General features: G+C 67.1%; 22 protein-coding genes. 4 read left to right on the top strand and 18 right to left on the bottom strand.

All coding sequences use genetic code 11. From position 1 onward, the window contains the following. Window positions 1-22: 22 nt before the first annotated feature. The 13 genes from fliE to NCW75_01915 form a co-directional block, all read right to left on the bottom strand. Complete coding sequence (gene fliE, locus NCW75_01975) at window positions 23-331, bottom strand: flagellar hook-basal body complex protein FliE (protein ID UYV13065.1); 309 nt, start codon at window positions 329-331, stop codon at window positions 23-25. 50 nt (window positions 332-381) lie between these two features. Next, window positions 382-798 (bottom strand): flagellar basal body rod protein FlgC, encoded by a 417-nt coding sequence (gene flgC / locus NCW75_01970; GenBank protein ID UYV13064.1) that lies wholly within the window; start codon window positions 796-798, stop codon window positions 382-384. Window positions 799-810: 12 nt separating this feature from the next. Further along, window positions 811-1,260, bottom strand: a complete 450-nt coding sequence (locus NCW75_01965; protein ID UYV13063.1) for a hypothetical protein — start codon at window positions 1,258-1,260, stop codon at window positions 811-813. Window positions 1,261-1,296: 36 nt separating this feature from the next. Then, a complete protein-coding gene (locus tag NCW75_01960) occupies window positions 1,297-2,814 on the bottom strand; it encodes a sigma-54 dependent transcriptional regulator (protein UYV13062.1) in 1,518 nt (505 codons plus the stop codon). Next, window positions 2,811-3,695 carry an ATP-binding protein gene (locus NCW75_01955; protein ID UYV13061.1) on the bottom strand — a complete coding sequence of 295 codons (885 nt, stop codon included), beginning with the start codon at window positions 3,693-3,695 and terminating at the stop codon, window positions 2,811-2,813. Before NCW75_01955 ends, NCW75_01960 begins: the two co-directional genes overlap by 4 nt. Window positions 3,696-3,697: 2 nt before the next feature. Then, window positions 3,698-4,180, bottom strand: coding sequence for a flagellar protein FlgN (locus tag NCW75_01950; protein ID UYV13060.1), 483 nt, complete (start codon window positions 4,178-4,180; stop codon window positions 3,698-3,700). A 106-nt stretch (window positions 4,181-4,286) separates the two neighbouring features. Then, window positions 4,287-5,207, bottom strand: coding sequence for a hypothetical protein (locus NCW75_01945; protein ID UYV13059.1), 921 nt, complete (start codon window positions 5,205-5,207; stop codon window positions 4,287-4,289). Between the two features lie 34 nt (window positions 5,208-5,241). Beyond that, window positions 5,242-6,123 carry a serine/threonine protein kinase gene (locus tag NCW75_01940; protein UYV13058.1) on the bottom strand — a complete coding sequence of 294 codons (882 nt, stop codon included), beginning with the start codon at window positions 6,121-6,123 and terminating at the stop codon, window positions 5,242-5,244. A gap of 415 nt (window positions 6,124-6,538) precedes the next feature. Further along, window positions 6,539-7,258, bottom strand: coding sequence for a peptidoglycan recognition protein family protein (locus NCW75_01935; GenBank protein UYV13057.1), 720 nt, complete (start codon window positions 7,256-7,258; stop codon window positions 6,539-6,541). 144 nt (window positions 7,259-7,402) lie between these two features. Then, window positions 7,403-7,636 (bottom strand): hypothetical protein, encoded by a 234-nt coding sequence (locus tag NCW75_01930; GenBank protein ID UYV13056.1) that lies wholly within the window; start codon window positions 7,634-7,636, stop codon window positions 7,403-7,405. A gap of 208 nt (window positions 7,637-7,844) precedes the next feature. Continuing rightward, the gene (locus NCW75_01925) at window positions 7,845-8,324 is read right to left on the bottom strand and encodes a tRNA (cytidine(34)-2'-O)-methyltransferase (GenBank protein UYV13055.1); all 480 of its coding nucleotides are present in this window, start codon (window positions 8,322-8,324) and stop codon (window positions 7,845-7,847) included. Window positions 8,325-8,371: 47 nt separating this feature from the next. After that, window positions 8,372-9,697, bottom strand: coding sequence for a TlpA family protein disulfide reductase (locus NCW75_01920; GenBank protein ID UYV13054.1), 1,326 nt, complete (start codon window positions 9,695-9,697; stop codon window positions 8,372-8,374). A 163-nt stretch (window positions 9,698-9,860) separates the two neighbouring features. After that, on the bottom strand, window positions 9,861-10,715 hold the full coding sequence (locus NCW75_01915) for an RNA methyltransferase (GenBank protein UYV13053.1): 855 nt from the start codon (window positions 10,713-10,715) through the stop codon (window positions 9,861-9,863). A gap of 115 nt (window positions 10,716-10,830) precedes the next feature. Here NCW75_01915 and NCW75_01910 point away from each other — a divergent pair, with 115 nt between their 5' ends. Further along, window positions 10,831-11,700 carry an undecaprenyl-diphosphate phosphatase gene (locus NCW75_01910; protein ID UYV13052.1) on the top strand — a complete coding sequence of 290 codons (870 nt, stop codon included), beginning with the start codon at window positions 10,831-10,833 and terminating at the stop codon, window positions 11,698-11,700. Here NCW75_01910 and NCW75_01905 read toward each other — a convergent pair. The 5 genes from NCW75_01905 to NCW75_01885 form a co-directional block, all read right to left on the bottom strand. Further along, window positions 11,697-11,972, bottom strand: a complete 276-nt coding sequence (locus NCW75_01905) for a hypothetical protein (protein UYV13051.1) — start codon at window positions 11,970-11,972, stop codon at window positions 11,697-11,699. The genes NCW75_01910 and NCW75_01905 overlap by 4 nt on opposite strands. A 9-nt stretch (window positions 11,973-11,981) precedes the next feature. After that, on the bottom strand, window positions 11,982-12,911 hold the full coding sequence (locus tag NCW75_01900; GenBank protein UYV13050.1) for an alcohol dehydrogenase catalytic domain-containing protein: 930 nt from the start codon (window positions 12,909-12,911) through the stop codon (window positions 11,982-11,984). An 82-nt stretch (window positions 12,912-12,993) separates the two neighbouring features. Then, window positions 12,994-13,791 (bottom strand): HEAT repeat domain-containing protein, encoded by a 798-nt coding sequence (locus tag NCW75_01895; protein UYV13049.1) that lies wholly within the window; start codon window positions 13,789-13,791, stop codon window positions 12,994-12,996. A 41-nt stretch (window positions 13,792-13,832) separates the two neighbouring features. Beyond that, window positions 13,833-14,600 carry a hypothetical protein gene (locus NCW75_01890; GenBank protein UYV13048.1) on the bottom strand — a complete coding sequence of 256 codons (768 nt, stop codon included), beginning with the start codon at window positions 14,598-14,600 and terminating at the stop codon, window positions 13,833-13,835. Between the two features lie 9 nt (window positions 14,601-14,609). Further along, window positions 14,610-15,395 (bottom strand): ABC transporter ATP-binding protein, encoded by a 786-nt coding sequence (locus NCW75_01885; GenBank protein UYV13047.1) that lies wholly within the window; start codon window positions 15,393-15,395, stop codon window positions 14,610-14,612. Window positions 15,396-15,503: 108 nt separating this feature from the next. Between NCW75_01885 and NCW75_01880 the strand changes: the two genes are divergently transcribed. The 3 genes from NCW75_01880 (at window position 15,504) to NCW75_01870 (ending at window position 20,301) form a co-directional block, all read left to right on the top strand. Further along, window positions 15,504-16,514 (top strand): NAD(P)H-binding protein, encoded by a 1,011-nt coding sequence (locus NCW75_01880; GenBank protein ID UYV13046.1) that lies wholly within the window; start codon window positions 15,504-15,506, stop codon window positions 16,512-16,514. 251 nt (window positions 16,515-16,765) lie between these two features. Further along, a complete protein-coding gene (locus NCW75_01875) occupies window positions 16,766-17,704 on the top strand; it encodes a hypothetical protein (GenBank protein ID UYV13045.1) in 939 nt (312 codons plus the stop codon). A 113-nt stretch (window positions 17,705-17,817) separates the two neighbouring features. Beyond that, window positions 17,818-20,301 carry a VacB/RNase II family 3'-5' exoribonuclease gene (locus NCW75_01870; protein UYV13044.1) on the top strand — a complete coding sequence of 828 codons (2,484 nt, stop codon included), beginning with the start codon at window positions 17,818-17,820 and terminating at the stop codon, window positions 20,299-20,301. Window positions 20,302-20,387 lie beyond the last annotated feature (86 nt).

Raw genomic sequence — 20,387 nt, 5'->3', positions numbered from 1 at the left:
ACGCGCAACAACTGCGCGTTGCTCACACACGCATCTGCTGGACTTCCTGGTACGCTTCCATCACCTTGTTGCGCATCTGCTGCAACAACTGAAAAGCCGTGTCGGCCTTCTGCGTCGCCAGCAGCACGCCCTCGAGGTCGGTCCGCTGGCCGGTCATCAGGTCCTCGACGGCCTTGTCGGCGTCCTGACGCATCTCCGAGGCCTCTTTGAGCTGCCCGAACAGCGCCTTGCGGAACGCCTCCCCGTCGGTCGGGTCGCTCTGGGGCCGCACCGGCTGCCCATCACGCAGGGGTCCAGACGCGCCGCCAATCAGGCCAACAGGGTCGCTCATGCCAATCCGCCTCCGAGGTCCGCCGGCAAAACACCAGCCGCCGGGTCATCCTACGCGATCAACCGCAAAGCCTGGGCCAACATCGCCTTGGTCACTTCCGCGGCCGCAACATTGGCCTCATACGCACGCGACGCCTCCATCGCGTCCACCTGCTCGGCCACGCTGCTGATGTCAGGCCCCATCACGTACCCGTTCTCGTCCGCGTGCTTGCTCGAGGGGTCCCACCGGGGCCTGAGCGCCTCGTCGTTGTGGAACACCTCACGCACGTGCACGCCCAACTCCCGCCCCCTGGCACTGCTGGCCGACGGATCCCCCGCCGCCAGCACCACCTCGCGCCGCAGGAATGGGTCGTAATTGCCCCACTGGTCCTCGATCACGTTCGCGCCGGCGATGTTCGCCGACGAAGCCGTCAGCCGCGCACGCTGGGCGATCATACCACTGGTCGAGATGTCAAGGCTTCCAAACAAGGCCTACACCCCTCACCCCACACGCTGGCTGATCGCCGTCCGCAACACGCCCACACGGCTGCGCATCAGGTCGGCCGCCACGCGGTACGCCCCATAGTTCTCGGTCATCGATTGCATCAGCCGCTCCACGTCCCGGTCGTTGCGGTCGTGCAGCAGCACCCCACCCACGCTGCCCGTGCCCTTCAGCGGTCGCAGGCTCAGCGCGCCATCGGGCCCCGTCCGCACCTCGCGCGAGCTGCGCATCTCCAGCCGCCCACCGATGCCCCCGTTCTCCTTCCGCCGGGCCTCCACGGCCTCGCCCAGCATCTCCTGGAAGGCCTTGGGCGACACGTCCACGGCCTGGAAGTTGGGGGTCGTCAGGTTCGCCACGTTGTGGGCCAGCAGCCGCTGCCGCTGCCCTGTGAAGCGCATCATCGCCTCGAGCGTGGGGAGCGAGCCGGCCTGGAGGGTTTCTTTCAACATCGCGTGAGTAACTCCAACGCAAACACCGGGCCAGTCCTACAGGTCCTCGGGCACCAGCCGCTCGTCCTTCCACTTCTTCAGCTTGATCCCCAGCGTCCGCACGCCGATACCCAGCGCGTCGGCCGACTTCTGCCGGTGCCCGTCGTACCGCTCCAGCGTCCGCACGATCGCGTCGCGCTCCATGTCGTCCAGCGTCGTGTCACCCGGCGCGAACGTGATGGCCCCGTTATCCAACTCCGGCGGCCCACCCGCCCCGATCGCCACCGCCTGCTCCACACGCGGAGACGCCTCGATCGCCACCGCCGGCCGCTGCACCGGCGTCGTCTGCCACGCCAACCAGGGCTCGAGCATCTCCCGCCGGATCACCACCTCATCGTGCCGCGAGCCCGTGGCGCTCAGCACCACCGCCCGCTCGCACACGTTCTGCAGTTCCCGAACGTTCCCGGGCCACTCGTACCCGCACAGCAGCTCGACCGCGCCGGGCTCCAGCCGCACACGCCCCCGGCCCTCACGCCGCGCAATCTGACCCAGGAACGTCTCGGCCAGCATCGGCACGTCCTCGACCTTGTCGCACAGCGCCGGCAAGTGGATCGGCAGCACGTTCAGCCTGAAGAACAAGTCCTGCCGGAAGTCCCCCGCCGCCACCGCCTTGGGCAGGTCCCGGTTGCTCGTCGCCAGCACGCGCACGTCGATCGAGATCGTCTGACTGCTGCCCACCCGCTCGAAGGCCCGCTCCTGCAGCACCCGCAGCAGCTTCGCCTGGATCGCCGGGCTCACCTCGCTCACCTCGTCCAGCAGCAAGGTCCCGCCGTGGGCCAGCTCGAAGCGCCCCTTCCGCATCTTGTCCGCACCCGTGAACGCCCCCTTCTCGTGCCCGAATAGCTCGCTCTCAAGCAGCGTCTCGCTCAGCGCCGCGCAGTTCACCGCCAGAAACGGCCCCGTCCGCCGCGGGCTCAGCTCGTGGATGGCCCGCGCGACAACTTCCTTGCCCGTCCCGCTCTCACCCACGATCAGCACCGTGCCGTGGCTGTCGGCCACCGCCTGCGCCTGCGCCTTCACGCTCCGCATCGCCGGAGACGCCCCCACCAACCGATCGAGCCCGAACGGCGCGCCCTCGGTCACGATCTTCCCGCTGCCCTCGACCTCCGCCTGGCTGCCCTGCGCCCGCAGCACCGCATTCTCGCGTCGCAGCTTCGCGTGCTGGATGGCCCGCTTCACGCAGATCAGCAGCTCATCCCCCTCGAAAGGCTTGGTCAGATAGTCGAACGCCCCGAGCTTCATCGCCTCGACGGCCGTCTGCACCGAACCGAACGCCGTCATCAGCACGACCGGCAATTCCTCGTCGATCTTGCGCACCTGCGCCAGCAGCTCCACGCCGGTCATGCCCGGCATCTTCAGGTCGCTCACCACCGCGTCGGGCCGCTGCAGCGCCACCCGCTCGAGCGCCTCGGGCCCGTTGGTCGCAGCCAGCGCGGTCATGCCCGCCCGCCGCAGCACCGAGCACACGCTGTCGCGCATCATTTCCTTGTCGTCGACAACCAGTACCGTGCTCAAGCCACGCCCTCCGTCACCATCGCCGCCGCCTGTGTCGGCAGCGCTAACACGAACCGCGCCCCGCCAGCATCCATGCTCGCGGCGTCAACCCGACCGCCATGCGCATCCACGATCCGCTGCACCATCGCCAGCCCCAGCCCGCACCCCGTCTGCCGCGTCGTATAGAACGGATTGAACATCCGCTCCACAACGCCCTCGGGCAACCCCGGACCGTTATCCCGAACCTCGTACGACACCACGCCGTCGCAAACCTCAACCGAGAGCCAGACACGACCCGATCCACCGGAACCACCATCGACGATGGCCTCCACCGCGTTGCGGATCAGGTTCGCCAAGGCCTGCGCCACGAGCCCCGCGTCGACCTCTATGTCCTCGAACGCTGGCACCTCACCAAGCCCAAGCCCCACGCCCGCCGCCTCGGCCATCATCTGGCACGTCGACACCGCCCGCCGCGCCGGCTCGGCCGCATCCACGATGCCCACCGCCGGCGCCAGCTCCCGCGCAAACCGCAGAACGTCGCCGACGACGCCATCGAGCTCCCGCGCCGCCCGCAAGATCTTCCCGGCGGTCTGTGCTTCCTCGGTTACGCCCAAGTCATCCCGCAGCATTTCGGCGTGCAACGCGATCGCCGCCAGCGGGTTCCGAACCTCGTGCGCAATCCCCGCCGCCATCTCACCCAGCGCCGCCAGCCGCCGAGATCGCTCCAGCCGCACGTTCGCCTCGTTCAGTTCACCCTTCAACCGCGAGACCTCGGCCCGCAGCGCCTCGTGCGTCTGGCCAAGCTCGCCAGCCGCAGAGTTGAACGCCCGCATCAACTCGGCCAGATCCTCCGGCGTCACGGGGGGCGCTAGAGCCGTATCACCAGCCGCCACCTGAGCCACGCTCAGGCCTCCCGATCCTGATGGATGGGCGCCCGCGTCGCCGCGCCGCCATAGGCCCGCATCGCGCCCTTGGCCCGCCCCAGCCCGCTCATGCTCGAGCTCACCCTGTCGCGAGCCCCGTCCAGGTGCTGCCGCGTCTGCGAGTCCTGGTCATGCACCCGCGCCGCCAACGCCTTGAGCTCATCGAGCCGCTCGCCTAGCGCCGCCCGCTCGTCGTCGGGCAAGCCGCCAACGAACCCCTGCCAATCGCCACGCACGTCCTCGAGCCCGCGATGCACCTCGACCAGCTCGTCGACCACCGCCTGCCGATCGCCCATCAGGCGCAGCAACGCATCGCCCTCGCCGTTGGCGATCAGCTCATCCTGCCTGGGCCCAAAGGCCGCAAGTTGGTCATACAGGGCCGCCTGGCGTTCCAACGCCGGCATCACCCGATCGCGCAGCAACGCCCGGGAAGAATCCGGACCGCACGCCTCGCCTTGGGTCATCCTGACCTCCAGACCGGGCGCACTCCACGCCCTCGCCGCTGCCATCGGACGCTTCAGGCAAATTTCTTCAATCAACGCGCAAGAAGTGCCGCCGACCCGGCCGAAGCTACTCGAACACCGGCTCGGCCAGCCGCCGCGCCAGCATCGGCGCCCCCTCCGGTGCTGGCGGCTCGGTCAGGTCGATGGGAAGGTACACCCCATTGCCGTGGTCGCTGTTCAGCACCACCGCGCAAGGCTCGACGAAACGCGCCCCCTCGGGCACCTTCTCGTGCCCCAGCACGAACATCGTCACGCCCCACCGCTCCACCAGGTCTTCCAGGCTCTCCGCGTCGTAGTGCCGCCCCCACACCATCATGTGGGCGCTGCCCGTCAGCGGCTGGTAGTCCTCGTCCGTCAGTTCCCGATCCAGCACACCAACATCAAACCGCCCCATCATCGCCGGGCTCGGCACGCTGTGGCTGCACTGGATCACCCCGCGAGGCGTCTCGCACCGAAGCGCCAGCGGCATCGCCCGCACGAACGACGCGATCGCCCCATGCACCCGGTCGGCATCATCGCCGAACACCCGCTCGACACCGTCATTGAACGCCTCGACCACACGCACGCCGTCCTTCACGATGCCCGAGCCGATGATCTGAGCCAGCTCATGGTTGGCCAGCAGCACGTGGACGTGCTCGGGGAAGGCAACCTTGAGCGCCGCGACCCGCGTCAGCGCCCGATAGCTGAAGTCCACGCCCCCCATCAGGTTCTCGCCGTGGATCAATTCGTGCAGCGTCAGATGGCTGCGCTCGCTCTCGGGCGTTTCCGACGGATCGCCGTTCAGCCCCGCAGCCTCGATCACCCTCGACAGGTGCAGCGGATTGTCGTGGATATCGCCCGTGGCCACCAGCCGACCGGGCGCCTCCACCCAGTCCACCGAGCCACGCCGGCACACCGCGTCCCTGCTGGCCGCCGCGGCCGACTCGAGAAGCCGGCACACCTCGTCCACCGAAGCGAGATCGAGCCCATCGAATGCGTGTACCTGCATACGGGCCGTCCTCGCCCAGCGACATTCGCCGGCTTCAGGTCGTGGGCGTGGAACGCACCGGAGTCGCCTTCTCCGCCTCGGCCCGCATGATGCCCTGCACCAGGTTCAGCCGGTCGGCCACGTACACCATCGACTCGGGCCGCTTGGCAGGGTCGACCTCGACGCACTGCATGATCACGTCGTTCAGCTTCGGATGGATGCGCTCGTTCAGCTCGATCGCCGGCGTGGGCTTCTCGATCATGCTGTCGTCCAGCGACCCCAGCAGCGAGTCGTCGTTCGCCAGCGCCGTCGGCACACGCTTATCGGTCAGCACCGCGTACATCGTCGCGCCAAGGTTGTAGATGTCCGTCTTGGGCGTGATCGCCCGGCGGTGCACCTGCTCGGGGGCAATAAAGTCCGGCGTGCCCTGGATCCGGGGCTTGATGGTCCCCGTCGCGCACGATTGCCCCAAGTCGATGATCTTCACCGTCCCATCGGGAGACACCACCACGTTGTTGGGCTTCATGTCGGCGTGTACGAACCCACGCTCGTGCATGTGCCCCAACGCCAGCGCCACCTGGTGGAACACCGACAACGCGTCATCGAACGTCTTCGGCGGGTTCTCGTCCATCGCCAAGCCGTCAACCAGCTCCATCACCAGGAACAGGTCCTTCACCTTCAGCAGGTGCTTGCGCTTCATCATCCGCCGGATCTTGCGAATGTTCGGGTGGTCCAGCTTGCTGGCCACCTTGTACTCATACTCGGCCTGCTCCAGGAACCGCTGGTCCTTGGTCGTCTCACGCTTCACGTGCTTCAACGCGTAAATCTGCTTGGACTTCTCATCCTGGGCCAAATAGATAATCGACGCGGCCCCCCGGCCGAGTTCGTCGAGCACACGGTGCCCCTCGATGACCTCACCCTTGCGAAGCGGCTCCAAAGGTGACTGCTCCTCCCAGTTCCAGCTTGAGGCGTGCCCCGATGTATCTCGGGAATCCGTTCTCAAACGCCCCAATCGCCCCGACAGCCCATTCTTCGCAGGGGCTACCGCAGGGGCGACTACGGTAGCCGGTCTATCGGCCCGTGACGGCCCCGGATTCGCGGCAACTTGCCCCGACGGCCCAGGCCCGCCCAAAGCACCAACTCTCGGACGCGCCGGGGCCGATCCTCCGGCCCAGGCGATTGCCCCTTCCGGGGCCCTGTTCAACGACAGCTTTCGTAATTGTTCCATCGTTCCGCTAGCGTCGTTTGTCCGGAAGACTCACGCACACTTTCACCGCGGTAGGGAACGTCGCGGCTCACCGGTATGTTCGGCTTCGAGCAGGATCGGTTGCAGCCAGCGGCCCGCGTACGGGTTATCGAGACCGCACGCCCGCTTCCGCCAGACGCTGGTAGAAGCTGTCCCGGGGGAAGTACGGACCCGGATCGTCAACCCCAGCCACGTCCTCGTGCATGTGGATCTGGCTCGCAGGGATATCCAGCTCCCGCGCCAGCGTCGAAACCGCCGCCACGAGCCGGTCCATCTGGCCACGCCCAAACGCCTCCAGCCGCCCGTCGCCCACCAGGCAAACGCCGATCGAGTCGCGGTTGTACGCCAGGCTATCCGGCCCCGCAACGTGGGCACCCGGCTGCTGACGCAGCCAACGCTCGGCCACGTGCAACTCGCCGTCGGACATGCCACGGCCATTGCCAATCACAAAGTGGTACCCGAGCCCAGCCAGCCCCATCGACTGATGGGTCCGGGCGAGCTGGGCCGCGTCGCCGTGGCGAGACCGGCTGTGGTGGATCACGATCCGCTTCCAGCGATTCCGATCGAGGCTTGCCGGCGGCTCGGTGATCGCCTCGAGCGACACACCCACCGCCGAAACCGCCATCGGGGCAATGCTACGACCACCAACCGTCGGCGTCCGCTGCCCCTCGATCAGCACCAGCATCGAAGCCAGCCCCACCATCGATGCCGCGAAGCTCGTGAGCACCATGCCCCGGCGAGACCGCAGCAACGCGCTCAAAACGGCCTGGCCGCCCGTAGACCTTGAGTCCCGCGAGTCCATATTCAGCCTGCCATCCATGGTCATGCCGGGTCCAGTGAATCGGTGTGAAGCGAGAGTAGCGCACGATCGCGCAAGAGTGCATCGGAATACACCGAAGCTCCGCTTTGCTTATTTGCGTCCGATTATGCGTAAGCGATGACAGTCGCAGCGAATGCCGCTGTTATAGGCTCATTTTGGCGCAAGCCGAGCGGCCACGTTCGGCCTCGCACGGCCAAACTCGTCGCGAACAAACGTGTCCGAATCCTGATTGCGGATCCGGTCGTAGCGGTGGAAGGGGCTGCGGACCTGGTTCTCAGTGATCAGAGGATCACGACAGCCCGCCGAGCAGGTGGCCACCGTGCCGACAACAACCGACAGTGCCAGACGCCCCGATCGATTCATTCGGCGAAATCTCTTAGCCATAAAACAGTGTACGACACGTTTCAAGACGTGTCGTACACCGGAGGAGGAGAGAGAGATGCGTGTGGGTCCGGCCCTTCCTGGGCGTCCCCCGGCCCTTGCGTTCCCGGCCGGGGCGGTCCACATAAAGCTATACGTTCTCAGCACTTGTTTGTTCGATTTTGGCTCAAACAAATGTTGCGATTTCGCAACACTACCAACCCGCAAGAACTCACACGGGCAGGTGCAGCCCGTCCACTAGCCCCTGGCGGCCATCGGCGACGAGTTGGCGGACCCCCTCACCGAGACCGAGGGCCACCGCCGTCGACAGGTTCAGGCTCCGTTCGCCTACCCGCAGCGGGATGCCAACGCCCCAGGCTTCCTGCCCGGCAAGAATCTCGGCCGGCAGACCCGCCGTCTCTTTGCCAAACACCAGGTGATCGCCCGGCTCGAACACCGCCTCGAAGTGGGGCCGTCCACGCCGGGAGGTGAAGTACCACCGCCGGGCATCCGGAAACGCCGCCAGATACGCCGCCCAGTTCGGGTACACGCTCGGATCCAATCGCGGCCAGTAATCGAGCCCCGCGCGCCGCAGCGCCTTCTCATCCAAATCGAAACCGAGCGGCTCGATCAAATGCAAGGCCGCACCCATCGCCAGACAGGTGCGGCCGATGTTGCCCGTGTTGTTCGGGATTTCCGGCTCGTGCAGCACGACGTGGAATCGCGGAACGCTCGTGCTGGATCCCATGGCCGGTCGGGTTAGCGTCGGTTCTGACGCGCCAGATACGCCTCATCGCGCTGGCGACGGATCTGGACGGCGGGATCGAGATCAACGATCCGGTTCAACGCCACCTCAAAACGATCGTTCAGCGGGTTGCCCAGCCAACGCACCGAGTTGTCGGTGCTGTAAATAACCGCGATCGGATACTTGAACTCGCGGGCCATCTGGATCACGGCGTCGTTGCCCCTGATCTCCTTGCCGAGCGACGAGGAGTACATCTCGAACTGCCGATCGAATGCCACGGAGTGCTTCACCTGGGTGCGGGTCACGATGGCAGTCAGGGACTTGAAGAACTCGTTGAGCGCATCGTCCAGCATCGTCGGGTTGCGACGAGCCTCACGCCGATCGATCGTCAGGATAGGCTCGGCCATGCCGATCACGGCGATATCGCGCCCATGGCGGCGTTGCAATTCGTCCATGTAGGGCTGCACACGCTCGTAGCTGCCACCAATCGTGTGCGCCCAGTAATACACCACCCGAACACGCCCATCGAGCGTCGGCTTCGGGCCCAGCCAGTTGACCAACTCGGTATTGAAATCAACGATCGGCAACTCCGTCCGGCCGCGATTCTCAAAGTCCGCGCCAGCCTGTGTCTCGGCCGCAAGCCATCGGGCCGGCCAGTTGGCATCTTGGTACAGCGTCACGTCCTGCGGCGGGATGCTCCAATTCGGAATATTCGCCGCATCATGCTCGGCCACACTCGCGATCACCCGCGACGCGGGCTCATTCGAATCGCTCCGGCGGGCCATCGCCCCGGCGGCCTGCTCACGCGTCTCGTCGGTCACGATCCGCAGGGCATCACGCACGCTGGTCCGCGTGATGTCCGCAAAACGCAACTGCCCCGCGCGGTCGACGACATAGAAGTTCGGGTCCATGTCGGCACGGATACCCGCACGAAATTTCGTGCCCTCGTCGCGCGCCACCGGATAGCTCAGCCGGAGCCGCTCGGCCGTCTGCGCGGCCGTGTCGTAGCCCTCGTCCGAGTGCACGCCGAGGACCACCAGGCCCTTGTCCGCGAACGTCTTGGCCATCTGCTCGGCCATGCGGGCCGAGGCCGTCGAGCCGGTGTGCCAACTCGCCCATGTCAGGATGAGCAAGGGCTTGCCGTCGAGGTCGTCGGCCTTGATCGGCTCGCCGGTCCATTCGGTCAACCCATCCAGCAGCGAGCGATCGAACGCGCTCAACTCCATGGCATTCAGGGCCTCGCGACGATCGCCAGATCCCTCACGGATGACCTCATCGCTCTGGGCCAGGCCCGAACACGCCGCCAATGCCACGATGGTTGCTGAAAGAATTGCTCGCATGATGTTCCGCCCTCTGCTACCCGTCTGGGTTCAATTTTGTTTGCATTTTGATCGCAGCTAGCTACTCGTCCGCCCACTTGTGCGCTACGTGCAGGATACCACGCTCAAACATGCGCCGTTGAGAATCACATCTATAGACGCCGAAGGCCGCCACATGTTCCCCTCAGCGCTCGCCCGGCCTGCACAGCCCCGCCAGAGCCACCGCGGCCGCGACCCCAACATTCAACGAATCGACGCCATCATTCATCGGGATGCGCACACGCTGCGTCACCGCCGACATCACCCCCTCGGTCAGCCCAGGCCCCTCGGCCCCCAACAACAAGGCAATCCGCACGGGCGGGCACCGCAGATCCACCTCGCCGATCGCAGCCGCCCCAGGGTCCGGGGTCAAAGCCAGCGTCCGGAAGCCCGCCACCTCGATCGCACGCACGTCCCCGGGCCAGTCCTCCGCCCACGCCGTCGGCACACGCAGCACGTGCCCCATCGATACCCGCAAACTCTTGCGATAGAACGGGTCGGCGCACCCCGGCCCCAGCACCACCGCCGATCCCGCCGGCCCGAGCGCCGACAAACTCCGGTACAGCGACCCCACGTTGTCGTGATTGCTCAGCCCCTCGAGCACCAGCAGGCACCGCGCGTCCTCGACCACCGACGCCAACGCCGGAGCCTCACCCCGCTCCCCCAGCGCCAGCACCCCCCGGTGCATGTCGAAGCCCACGATGCCCTCCGCCACGCCCCGCTCGGCCACAAACACCGGTGTGCCAGCCGGCAGCCCCTCGATCGCATCTCGCATCGACAGCAACCGCGTCGGCGTGACCAATACCGAACGAACCTTGAACCGAGACGCGAACAGCTCCCGCGCCACGATCTCGCCCTCGGCCAGGAACAACCCGCCAAGCCCCGTCCCACCATCGCGCTGCACCCGCAACCACGCGTCCTTCTGGTCGCGGTAGGGCTCGAGCCCCGGGTGCGAGAGGTCCTCGATTGGCACGAATTGCGGGCCGGCGGCGGTCGTCACGGGTTCATCATGCGCCGCTCATCACCCGATGGCTAATCTGCCCGCCCACGAACGCACGAGCGTCCCGGGCGTATCGGACCCTTCCCCACCCCCCCGGCGCAGGAGACTTGAGCACGTGGAACTCTGGCAAGCCATCGTGCTGGGCATCGTCGAGGGCATCACCGAGTACCTCCCGGTGAGCTCCACGGGCCACCTCATCCTCGCCTCGGGGCTCATGGGCCTCAGCGACACGCCCGAGGGCCACAAGGCCGTCAGCGCCTTCAACATCGTCATCCAGGGCGGCGCCATCCTCGCCGTCCTGGGCCTCTACCGCCAGCGCGTCTGGCAGATGGTCCAGGGCCTGCTCGGCAAGGACCCCGTCGGCCTCCGCATGGCCGTCAACATCATCATCGCGTTCATCCCCGCCGCGGTGCTCGGGCTCGCCTTCAACGACGCCATCGAAGAGCACCTCTTTACCGCCACCGTCGTGCTCACCATGCTCGCCCTCGGCGGCGTCTACATGATCGCCCTCGACAAGGCCATCATCGCCCCACGCCGAAAAGAACAAGCCGGAAGGACCATCGAACAACTCCGCCCGGGCCAGGCCCTGATCATCGGGCTGCTCCAATGCGTCGCCATGGTCCCCGGCACCAGCCGCTCGATGATGACCATCACCGGCGGCGTGCTCGTGGGCCTCAAGCCCAAAGACGCCGCCGAGTTCAGCTTCCTGCTGGGCCTGCCCACCCTCGGCGGGGCGTGCGTGCTCACGCTCTTCAAAGATGTGTTGAGCGATGAGCCCTCGATGTTCGACGTCATCGGATGGCCGGCGATCCTCGTCGGCATGGTCGTCTCGACCATCTCGGCCATGCTCGCCGTCAAGTGGCTCGTCGGCTTCCTCAACAAGCACGGCCTCGCCCCGTTCGGCTGGTACCGCCTCGCGCTCACCGCCGTCTTGCTCGGCGCCCTGCTCGCCGGCTGGATTGCCTTCGTTCCCGAAGCCGCCTAGGCGAACACGCTGTAGATCAGCAGCAACAAGAACCCGCCGAAGAAGATGATGTCGACCAGCACGGCAACCGCCGCCCCGCTCAGCAATAGCGCCGCCGCCCCGAACCAGTCCGGCTTGCGCACCACCGCGATAAGCGACACCAACAGCGCGATCGGGCTCAGCACCCCAAAGGTCATCAACCCCGCGCACGCGAACAACAATGCGATCCGCCCCGGCGTCGTCGGCACGGGCTCATGCGGCTGCAACGGCTTGCGGGCGGGCACGGCGTCCATGCGTATATCTTAGAACTCGACGGCGACGTACAGCAGCTCGGGTCGGGAAAGCAGCCGCGGAGCCTCGCTGGGCCGCGTCCGCACCTCCACGAGCCCGGCCGTCTCCACCTCGCCTGAGGCCAGCATCGGCAGCGCGTCGGCCACCGAACCGAAGCTCGCCCCGATCATCTCGAGCTCGCCCCGCACCACCGGCGAGAGATCCACCGACACGTCCGGCTGCGGATCCGCCGCCAGGATGAACGTGCCCCGGGGCCTCAGCATCCCGAGCGCCAGATCCATCGAGGCTTCGCTGCCCACACAATCGACCACCACCGTCTGGTCGCGCCGGCGGCCGACCTCCTTCGCGTGGCGGTGCGACACGCCCCACTTTTCGGCCCGGCCAAACGCTTCGGGCCGCCAACCCAACAACCGCACCGTCGCGTTCAGCTTGGCGATCGCCTGCACCGCCAGTAACGCCGCGAGGTTGTCGCCCAGCACCGTGACGTACACCTTGCCTTCCATTCGGATCATCCGGGCCGCGTGCACCGCGCGCGACAAGGGCCCAGCCAGAATCGCCGCGTCATCAGCGAGCCCCTCGGGCACCAAAGCCAGATTCCGCCACGGCACCGCGATGGTCCCGGCCATGCTCCCCGGCACGCCCGCGCTCCCAAGGGTCCCGCCCTCGCGGCAATGCTGGCTCACGCCCGCCTTGCACATGTCGCACGCGCCGCACGCGACCATGGGCGAGCACACGACCCGCGCCTTGCGCAGCCGTTCGCGAACGCCCTCGGGCGCATCATCGGAGACGTCAGCCACGATACCCACAACATCGCGCCCCAGCACCGAACCGTCGGCCACGCCCGCCGCAGCGCCCAAAACCCACGCCGGCACGTCACCCGCCAGACGCACGCGCACCAGGGCCTGCCCCGCCTCGCACGCCGGGACGGGGGAATCAATCAAGGCAGGCTGGTTCTGTCGGGCGACAATGGCGTCCAATGAAGGCTCCAGGGGCTTCAGTCGTCGTGACAGTGCCTCATCGGCCTTACCGGGGCGTTCGGGTCAAACCAATAGGTGTCGAGCTCTCTTCGTTGGGCGGCAAGGGCATCAGAGGCAGGTATTCCCACCAACCCCGTGATCTGCTAAAAACCGGATAGGTGTACGCCCGCTGGTCCGCGAACCATGCCCCATTCTCATCGATCCACCCCTGCCACGCGATGAAGTCGAGCCCGAAGTCCTTGCCCGTGAGCAATTCCAACGAACGCACGACCGCCACATGCACGGCCAGGCTCTGCTCGGTATCGGACCGCAACGACTTCACCAGCCCCACCACCACATCGCTCTGTGGATATTGCCCGAGCGCCAGCGCCGCCTCCACGCGCACGTTCTGATCCGGCTCGACCAGCGGCTCGATCAACTGCAACAACCGATCGGTCGCGCCGGGCTCGTGGATACGCTGCAACCCGAGTGCGGCCGACCGACGCACGATGGGCTCGGGGTCGTCCAGCGCCGCCGCGAGCAAAGCCCCATCGGCCGCCACCCCGTGCGTGGCCAGCCCACGAGCCGCCGCCGCCCGCACCGACGTGTCCTCGTCGGTCAGGTTCACCCGGAAGATGTCCAGAATACGGTCGTCCGGCTCGAGCAACTCAACAGTCAGGCGCACCGTGCCGCGATACCGCGCGTCGGGGTCGTACTGATCTCGCGCCAGTTCCGCAGGGTTCTCCTGCGATTCGCCAAACAGATTGTTGACGATGCTGTCCTCGCCGAACCGCACGCCCGTCCCGCCCTGGCAGCCGACCAAGACAAACGCGATGGGCACGAGCAGCAGCAACAGACGCCTCATGGGCCATGCTATCAGCCCCGGCATCCACCAGCCAGCAACGACTACCAGCCCGACTCGAACGGATCGCGCATCCCGACCGGCCGGTCGAGGATTTCACGCATGATCAACGCCTGGCGGACATCGATACCCCTGGCCGTAATCGGTGCCGAGCGGCGACCCACGCCAGCCACGGGCAACGGGGCCTCGACGGGCCTGGCTTCCTCCGCACGCTTGGCCGCGATCACGTCGGCGATCACGGTCTCTTGAACCGGCTGCATCGTCGGCAGCGGCGCGACCTGGCGACGCTCGCCCGTCCGGCGCGGCTGCGGAGTCGGCTTCATGGCGGTCCGCTGTGCCGGCCGCTGGGGGGGCTGTTGCATGGGCTGCTGGGACGCCTGCTGGGACGTCCTCTGCCCCGGCCGCTGCGCGGGCGAGCGCACCTGCGATGGCTGGCGCTGCTGCTGGCGCTGACGCTGCGCATCGATCGCCTCACGCCGCCGCCGGAGCTGCTCCTCGAGTTCGGTCCGCTGCGCCGCGGTGCGTTGCTGCTGACCCTGCTGGCGACGCCGGGCCAGGTCCTCCAACCGCTGCCGCGGGGTCTCGGCCTGGGCCGCCGGCTGCACCTGCGAAGCCGCGGGCTGCGACGACTGCTGCTGGCCATCGATCCGCCCCGTCCGCAGCGCCTCGAGCCTCGCCCGCTTACGAAACTCCTCGGCTTGCTTCTTCTCTTTGGCTTCCTGGAGCTTCTTCAAGAACCAGCCAAGCCCCGAAACACCAAAGAACACGATCGGGATCAGGAGCTGGATGTTGTTCTGGATCCATTGCAGCATGGTGCAAGCCTAGTCGGCAGTCCTACCCCCAGCCGCCAGACGCGGGAGGGCCACCACACGCCCACCATCGCCGCTCGTCAGCCGCTCGAACGCCGCCCCGAACACCCCCTCCAGCGCCCCTGGGTCGCTCAGGGCCCCATTCTCGAGCACCATCGACCCGCCCTCCCCAGTGATCGCCAGCCCGCGATCGGCCACCGCCGCTGCCCACGGCAGATCATGGGCCGCCACCACCACCGCAAGCCCCCGCCCCGCGAGTTCGCGGAGCGTCCCGATCAGCCGCCCAGCGTGCCGAATATCCAGAGAACTCGCCGGCTCATCGGCCAGCAACACCTTGCCACCAAGATCACCCGTTCCAAGCTGTGCCAGCGCCCGCGCGATCGTCGCCCGCTGCTGCTGCCCCACGCTCAGCCTCGGCAGCGGGCTTGCCGCGTGCTCTTCCAGGTCCATGTGCTCGATGGCACAATCCACCGCGACCCCCGCCCCCCGCCGACCGGCGGCGTAGGCCCCAAAACCCACGTACTCGCGCACCGTAAACGCGAACGCCAAGCTCGTTCGCTGCGGTGCCAACGCCAGCGCCCGGGCCCGCTCCCGCTCGCTTAGCCCTCGGATCGGCCGCTCACCGACCTCCACCGATCCACCGTCAGGCGTCAGCACGCCCGCCATCAATCGCAGCAGGGTCGACTTGCCGGCGCCGTTGGGCCCCACCAGAGCCGTGATCGACCCCGGATCAAGCTCGAGATCCACCGGCCCCAGCCCACGCGACCGCCCGGGATACCGATGGGTCAATCCCCGCACGCTCAGACAAGGTTGGACGGCCTTCTCGCTCACCACGCCCCTACGCTAGTGGCCCTCGGCACGCTTCGGCCAGATATTCACCCTTTGTTCATTCGGAGACCGCCAGCGATGGACCAGAGCACCAACGGCAGCCACTCTCAAGATCGCGGCACCGTCGCCGTCACCGGTGCCACCGGATTCGTCGGCGGACACGTCGTGCGGACCCTGCTCGACCGCGGCTGGACCGTCCGGGCCCTGAGCCACTCCAAGAAGGAAATCGCCGACCTGCGCGATCGCGACCGCGAAGCCTTGACCGTCGTCGTGGGCGACGTCAACGACCCCGACGCCCTCAACGAGCTGCTCCGGGGCTGCGACGCCGCCGTCCACCTCGTCGGCATCATCCGCGAGGGCAAGGGCAAGCGTTTCGAGACCCTCCACGTCGAAGCCACCCGCAGCGTCATCGCCGCGTGCAAGCGCACCGGCGTCGGCCGCTACATCCACATGTCGGCGCTCGGCGTGTCCGACGAGGCGCGCACCGAATACCAGCGGACCAAGTTCAAGGCCGAGGGCCTCGTCCGCGCCAGCGACCTCGACTGGACCATCTTCCGACCCTCGCTCATCCATGGCCCCGGCGGCGAGTTCACGCAGATGATGGCCCAATGGAGCCGCGGCGAGATCGCCCCCTGGATCGGCATCCCCTACTTCCGCCGCCCCGAGACCGAGCAGAGCGTGCCACTGGGCGGCGTCAACTACATCGACCCCGACGTCCAGCCCATCGTCGTCACCGACGTGGCCAACTACTTCGCCGACGCGCTCGACCGACCCCAGACCATCGGCGAGATCTTCAACCTCGTGGGCGGCGAATGTCTCTCCTGGCCCGCGATGCTCGAGTACGTCCACGACCACGTGCCCCACGCCAAGGAAGGCGTCCATCCGCTATGGGCCCCGTCCGACATCGCCGCGATGCAGGCCAAGGCCGCCCAGTTCGTGGGCCTGGGCAGCCTCCTGCCCTTCGACGAGGGCATGGCCACCATGGGTGGCCAAGACTCGACCTCTTCGCTCGACAAGGTCGACGCCTACTTCGACCGCGAACCCATGCCCTTCCGCGAATCGTTCTCGGTCTACGCCGGCAAGCTCTAAGCAAGTCCACGACCCACACGAGCCCCTCGCGCGAGCGACGGGAATGTGCGTACGGACATCCACCCCGCCCTCGCTTGCGCAATGGGCTCGGTGTTCCTATGGGACGCGTCTCATTCCTCTTGGCGCGGTTACACCCACCGGCTCCGGTTGCGCAAGCCGCGCGAGATATTCGCAAACCACCACCACTGCCCCCGCACCAATCCGAATCCGATGATATATGGAACCCGCTCGGGGACTCGAAGGAGAATTGGATGCCCGCAGGAGCCCACATGGTGTGTGACACGCCGATCTCGCAGCTACCTTCCGCCACGCCAGGCGTGGTGATGAGCCTGAACAAGAAGGGCATCACGACCCTCGGCGAGCTCCTCGCGGCATCGTTCGATGAGGTGGCCTACCAGCTCGACAGCTTCGACGACGCCGAGGTGCTCATCAACGAGGCCAAGCACGCCGCCAAGAGCAACCCCGAACCCAACCAGGCCGACGAACAGCCACAGGACGCACACTCGCAGGAGGAAGACGGCATGCCAGAACAGGGGCAAGGAAACAACGAGCAACACGAGCCAAAGCCCCGCAAGCAAGAGGCGCCAAAACCCACCAGCGGCCAGGTCGGCCTCGCAACCGCCATGCAAGCGGTGCTCAGCCTCGACGGCGGCGCCTTCGCCTCCATGGAAGCCTCTTCCGCCGCGGCCCAACGCCTCGCGGCCGCCGCGCTCATCATCCAGCATGGCGGCGGCGAGGACGAGTCCGTCGCCGCCGGCCTGCTCGACACCATCGACCCCAAGGCCCCATGCGTCGACCGCGAAGACGCGAGCGTCCGTTTCGGCGAGCCTGCCGTCGACCTGCTCGAACGCGCCGAGCTCCTGCTCACCGTCCCCATGAGCCCCAGCGGCAAGCCCTCGAACGTCCACTCCAAACTCGTTGAAGTCGCCGATCCCGCGGCCCTGCTCGTGGCCACCTGCGGCGCGGTCGCCTCGGCCCGCGCCGTGCTCGCGCGATACCAGAGCTCGGGCGAACAAGCCTGGACCCTCTTCAAGGGCGGCCGCGAGTTCGCCGTCTGGTACTTCGGCTCCATCTGCAAGGCCCTCGGCCCCGCCCTCAAGAAGGCCGGCCGCGAGAGCCTCAGCCACGAACTCTGGGCGGTCGTTCGCGCCCTCGAAGCCACCGGCGGGGAAGACCGCAAGGCCGCGTAATCTGCCGGTCTTGCACCGCGTTTCCCGGAGAATCCGGCCGCGGGTCGATATGGTTGGGGCCTTGACGGGGGGAATTGCCCCCCACCAACGCTTCCCGGCCAGGAGGGCCCACCATGTCCACATCTACAGAAGCCGTCCTGAAGTACCGCGAGGCCATCCTCCGCCACGTCGGCCACGCCCAGTACGCGCCCTCAACCATCGAGACGCTGGCCGAAGACCTCCGCGCCGACGATCCCGCGCAATTCCAGAGCGCCGTCGACGAACTCGTCGGCCAGGGCATCCTCGCCCTCAGCAACGCCGGCCAGGTCCTGCTCCCCAGCTTCGGCGACACCGACGGCGAGGTCCTGGGCACCTTCAACCGCAACCCCAAGGGCTTCGGCTTCTTCAAGCCCGAATCCCGCGTCCGCGAGGGCGACGTGTTCGTGCCACCCGACGACACCATGGGTGCCCTCTCGGGAGACCGCGTCCGCGCCAAGATCCGCCGCGATCGCAAGCGCGAGTCCAGCGGCCGCTCGGGCTTCGGCCCACAGTACATCGGCGCGATCGTCGAGATCCTCGAACGCAAACGCTCCAGCTACGCCGCCACCATGGAAAAACGCGGCACCACCTGGCTGGCCATGCCCGACGGCGACACCTCCATCGGCCCGGTCGTCATCGCCGACGCCGACAGCAAGCACGTCAGCGAGGGCGACAAGGTCATCGTCGACCTCACCGAATACCCCGAGGGCCAGGCCCTCGCCGAAGGCGTCATCACCCGAGTGCTCGGCGAAGCCGGCCAACCCGACGTCGAGACCCAGGCCATCATCGCCGCCTACGCCCTGCCGCCAGACGAATTCCCCGACGCCTGCCTCGACCAGGCCCGCGAAGCCACCCGCGCCTTCGACGACGCCGTCGGCCGCTTCCTGGGCGAGGGCCCGAGCGCTCTGCCCGACCGCCTCGACCTGACAAACGACTTCATTACCACCATCGATCCGCCCGACGCCAAGGACTACGACGACGCCATCAGCGTCAAGCGCACCGACAACGGCTGGGAACTTGGAATCCACATCGCCGACGTCGCCTCGTTCATCACGCCCGGCTCGCCGCTCGATGTCGAGGCCCGCGAGCGCGGCAACAGCGTCTACCTCCCCCGCCACGTCATCCCGATGCTACCCGAGATCCTCTCCAACGGCATCTGCTCGCTCCAGCCCCAGGTCCCCCGCTTCGCCAAAAGCATCTTCATCCACTACGACCTGTCCGGCCGCGTCACCCGCACCGGCGCCGCCCAGACCATCATCAACAGCGCCAAGCGCATGACCTATTTGGAAGCGCAAGCCCTCATCGACGGCAACGAAGAAGAAGCCAAAAATCACGCCCGCACCGCCCCCGAGTACACCCCCAAGCTCAAGAACACCGTCAAGCTCATGGACGAGCTCGCACGAACCATCCGCGAGCGCCGCCGCGCCGCGGGCATGATCCACCTCGACCTGCCCGACGCCGAGCTCATCTACGACGACAACGGGCACGTCATCGACGCACAGCCCGAGGACGACGCCTTCACCCACACCATCATCGAGATGTTCATGGTCGAGGCCAACGAGGCCGTCGCCCGCCTCTTCGAGCGCATGAACGTCCCCGTCATGCGACGCGTCCACCCCGCACCCACCCCCGCAGGCATGGAAGACGCGCAGAAAGTCGCCAAGGTCGCCGGCTACACCATCCCAAAGAACCCAACCCGCGAGCAGCTCCAGAGCATCCTCGACGCCACCCGCGGCAAGGCCTCGGGCCGAGCCGTCCACATGGCCGTCCTCCGCACGCTCAGCAAGGCCGAGTACTCACCCGCCGCCATCGGCCACTTCGCCCTGGCCAGCGACGCCTACTCCCACTTCACCAGCCCCATCCGCCGCTACGCCGACCTACTCACCCACCGCCTGCTGCAAGACTACCTGGCCATCACCGACAACGGCCAGAAGCCCCCCAAGGGCGAGAAGGAAATGAAACTCCTCGGCCGCAAGCTCAGCGAGACCGAGTCGTTCGTGCCGCAAGAAGACCTCGTCACCATCGGCCGCCACATCAGCGACACCGAGGCCCACGCCGCCGACGCCGAACGCGAGCTGCGCAGCTTCCTCGTCCTCCAGCTCCTCTCCAACAAGGTCGGGGAGGTCTTCGACGGCGTCGTCACCGGCCTCAACACCCGCGGCATCTTCATCCAGATCGACAAGTACCTCGCCGACGGCTTCATCAAGGTCGAGGATTTGCCAGGAGACGTCACCCGCGACGGTCGGCCGCCAAAGTGGATCACCGTCAAGGACACCGGCGCCCTCGTCGACAAGAACTCGGGCCGCTCCTTCAACTTCGGCGACCGCCTCCGCGTGCAGATCGGCGCCGTCGACCTGCCCAAGCGTCGCCTCGAGCTCCTCGTCGCCGACGCCGAAAGCCGCGCCGCCGGCAAGGCCGTCACCAAGGGCGTCGAAGGACTCACCCTGGGCGAAGGCGGCGGCGGCCTCGAAGCCGCCGAAGGCGCCGGCTTCAAGAAGATGCCCGGCGGAACCCGCCGCAGCCGCAAGAGCAAGTCACGCGACAAGGGCAAAACAAACTACCGCCGAGACAAAAAATAACTCTTCCTCCCTCTCCCTCCCAGGGAGAGGGCCGGGGTGAGGGGTCTTCACTCCCTCTTCTCTCCTCTTCCCCCCAATCCCCTCTT

The sequence above is a fragment of the Phycisphaera sp. genome, assembly GCA_025916675.1.
Lineage (GTDB): Bacteria > Planctomycetota > Phycisphaerae > Phycisphaerales > UBA1924 > JAHCJI01.
The sequence above is the reverse complement of the archived record's forward strand: the minus strand, read 5'-3'. Positions and strand labels throughout refer to the sequence as shown.

Coding starts and splice junctions, on each gene's coding strand:
- NCW75_01870 (UYV13044.1), top strand. CDS start 17,818: ATGTCCACATCTACAGAAGCCGTCCTGAAGTACCGCGAGGCCATCCTC.
- NCW75_01875 (UYV13045.1), top strand. CDS start 16,766: ATGCCCGCAGGAGCCCACATGGTGTGTGACACGCCGATCTCGCAGCTA.
- NCW75_01920 (UYV13054.1), bottom strand. CDS start 9,697: ATGCGAGCAATTCTTTCAGCAACCATCGTGGCATTGGCGGCGTGTTCG.
- NCW75_01965 (UYV13063.1), bottom strand. CDS start 1,260: ATGTTGAAAGAAACCCTCCAGGCCGGCTCGCTCCCCACGCTCGAGGCG.
- fliE (UYV13065.1), bottom strand. CDS start 331: ATGAGCGACCCTGTTGGCCTGATTGGCGGCGCGTCTGGACCCCTGCGT.
- NCW75_01890 (UYV13048.1), bottom strand. CDS start 14,600: ATGCTGCAATGGATCCAGAACAACATCCAGCTCCTGATCCCGATCGTG.
- NCW75_01945 (UYV13059.1), bottom strand. CDS start 5,207: ATGCAGGTACACGCATTCGATGGGCTCGATCTCGCTTCGGTGGACGAG.
- NCW75_01905 (UYV13051.1), bottom strand. CDS start 11,972: ATGGACGCCGTGCCCGCCCGCAAGCCGTTGCAGCCGCATGAGCCCGTG.
- NCW75_01880 (UYV13046.1), top strand. CDS start 15,504: ATGGACCAGAGCACCAACGGCAGCCACTCTCAAGATCGCGGCACCGTC.
- NCW75_01935 (UYV13057.1), bottom strand. CDS start 7,258: ATGACCATGGATGGCAGGCTGAATATGGACTCGCGGGACTCAAGGTCT.
- NCW75_01930 (UYV13056.1), bottom strand. CDS start 7,636: ATGGCTAAGAGATTTCGCCGAATGAATCGATCGGGGCGTCTGGCACTG.
- NCW75_01895 (UYV13049.1), bottom strand. CDS start 13,791: ATGAGGCGTCTGTTGCTGCTGCTCGTGCCCATCGCGTTTGTCTTGGTC.
- NCW75_01950 (UYV13060.1), bottom strand. CDS start 4,180: ATGACCCAAGGCGAGGCGTGCGGTCCGGATTCTTCCCGGGCGTTGCTG.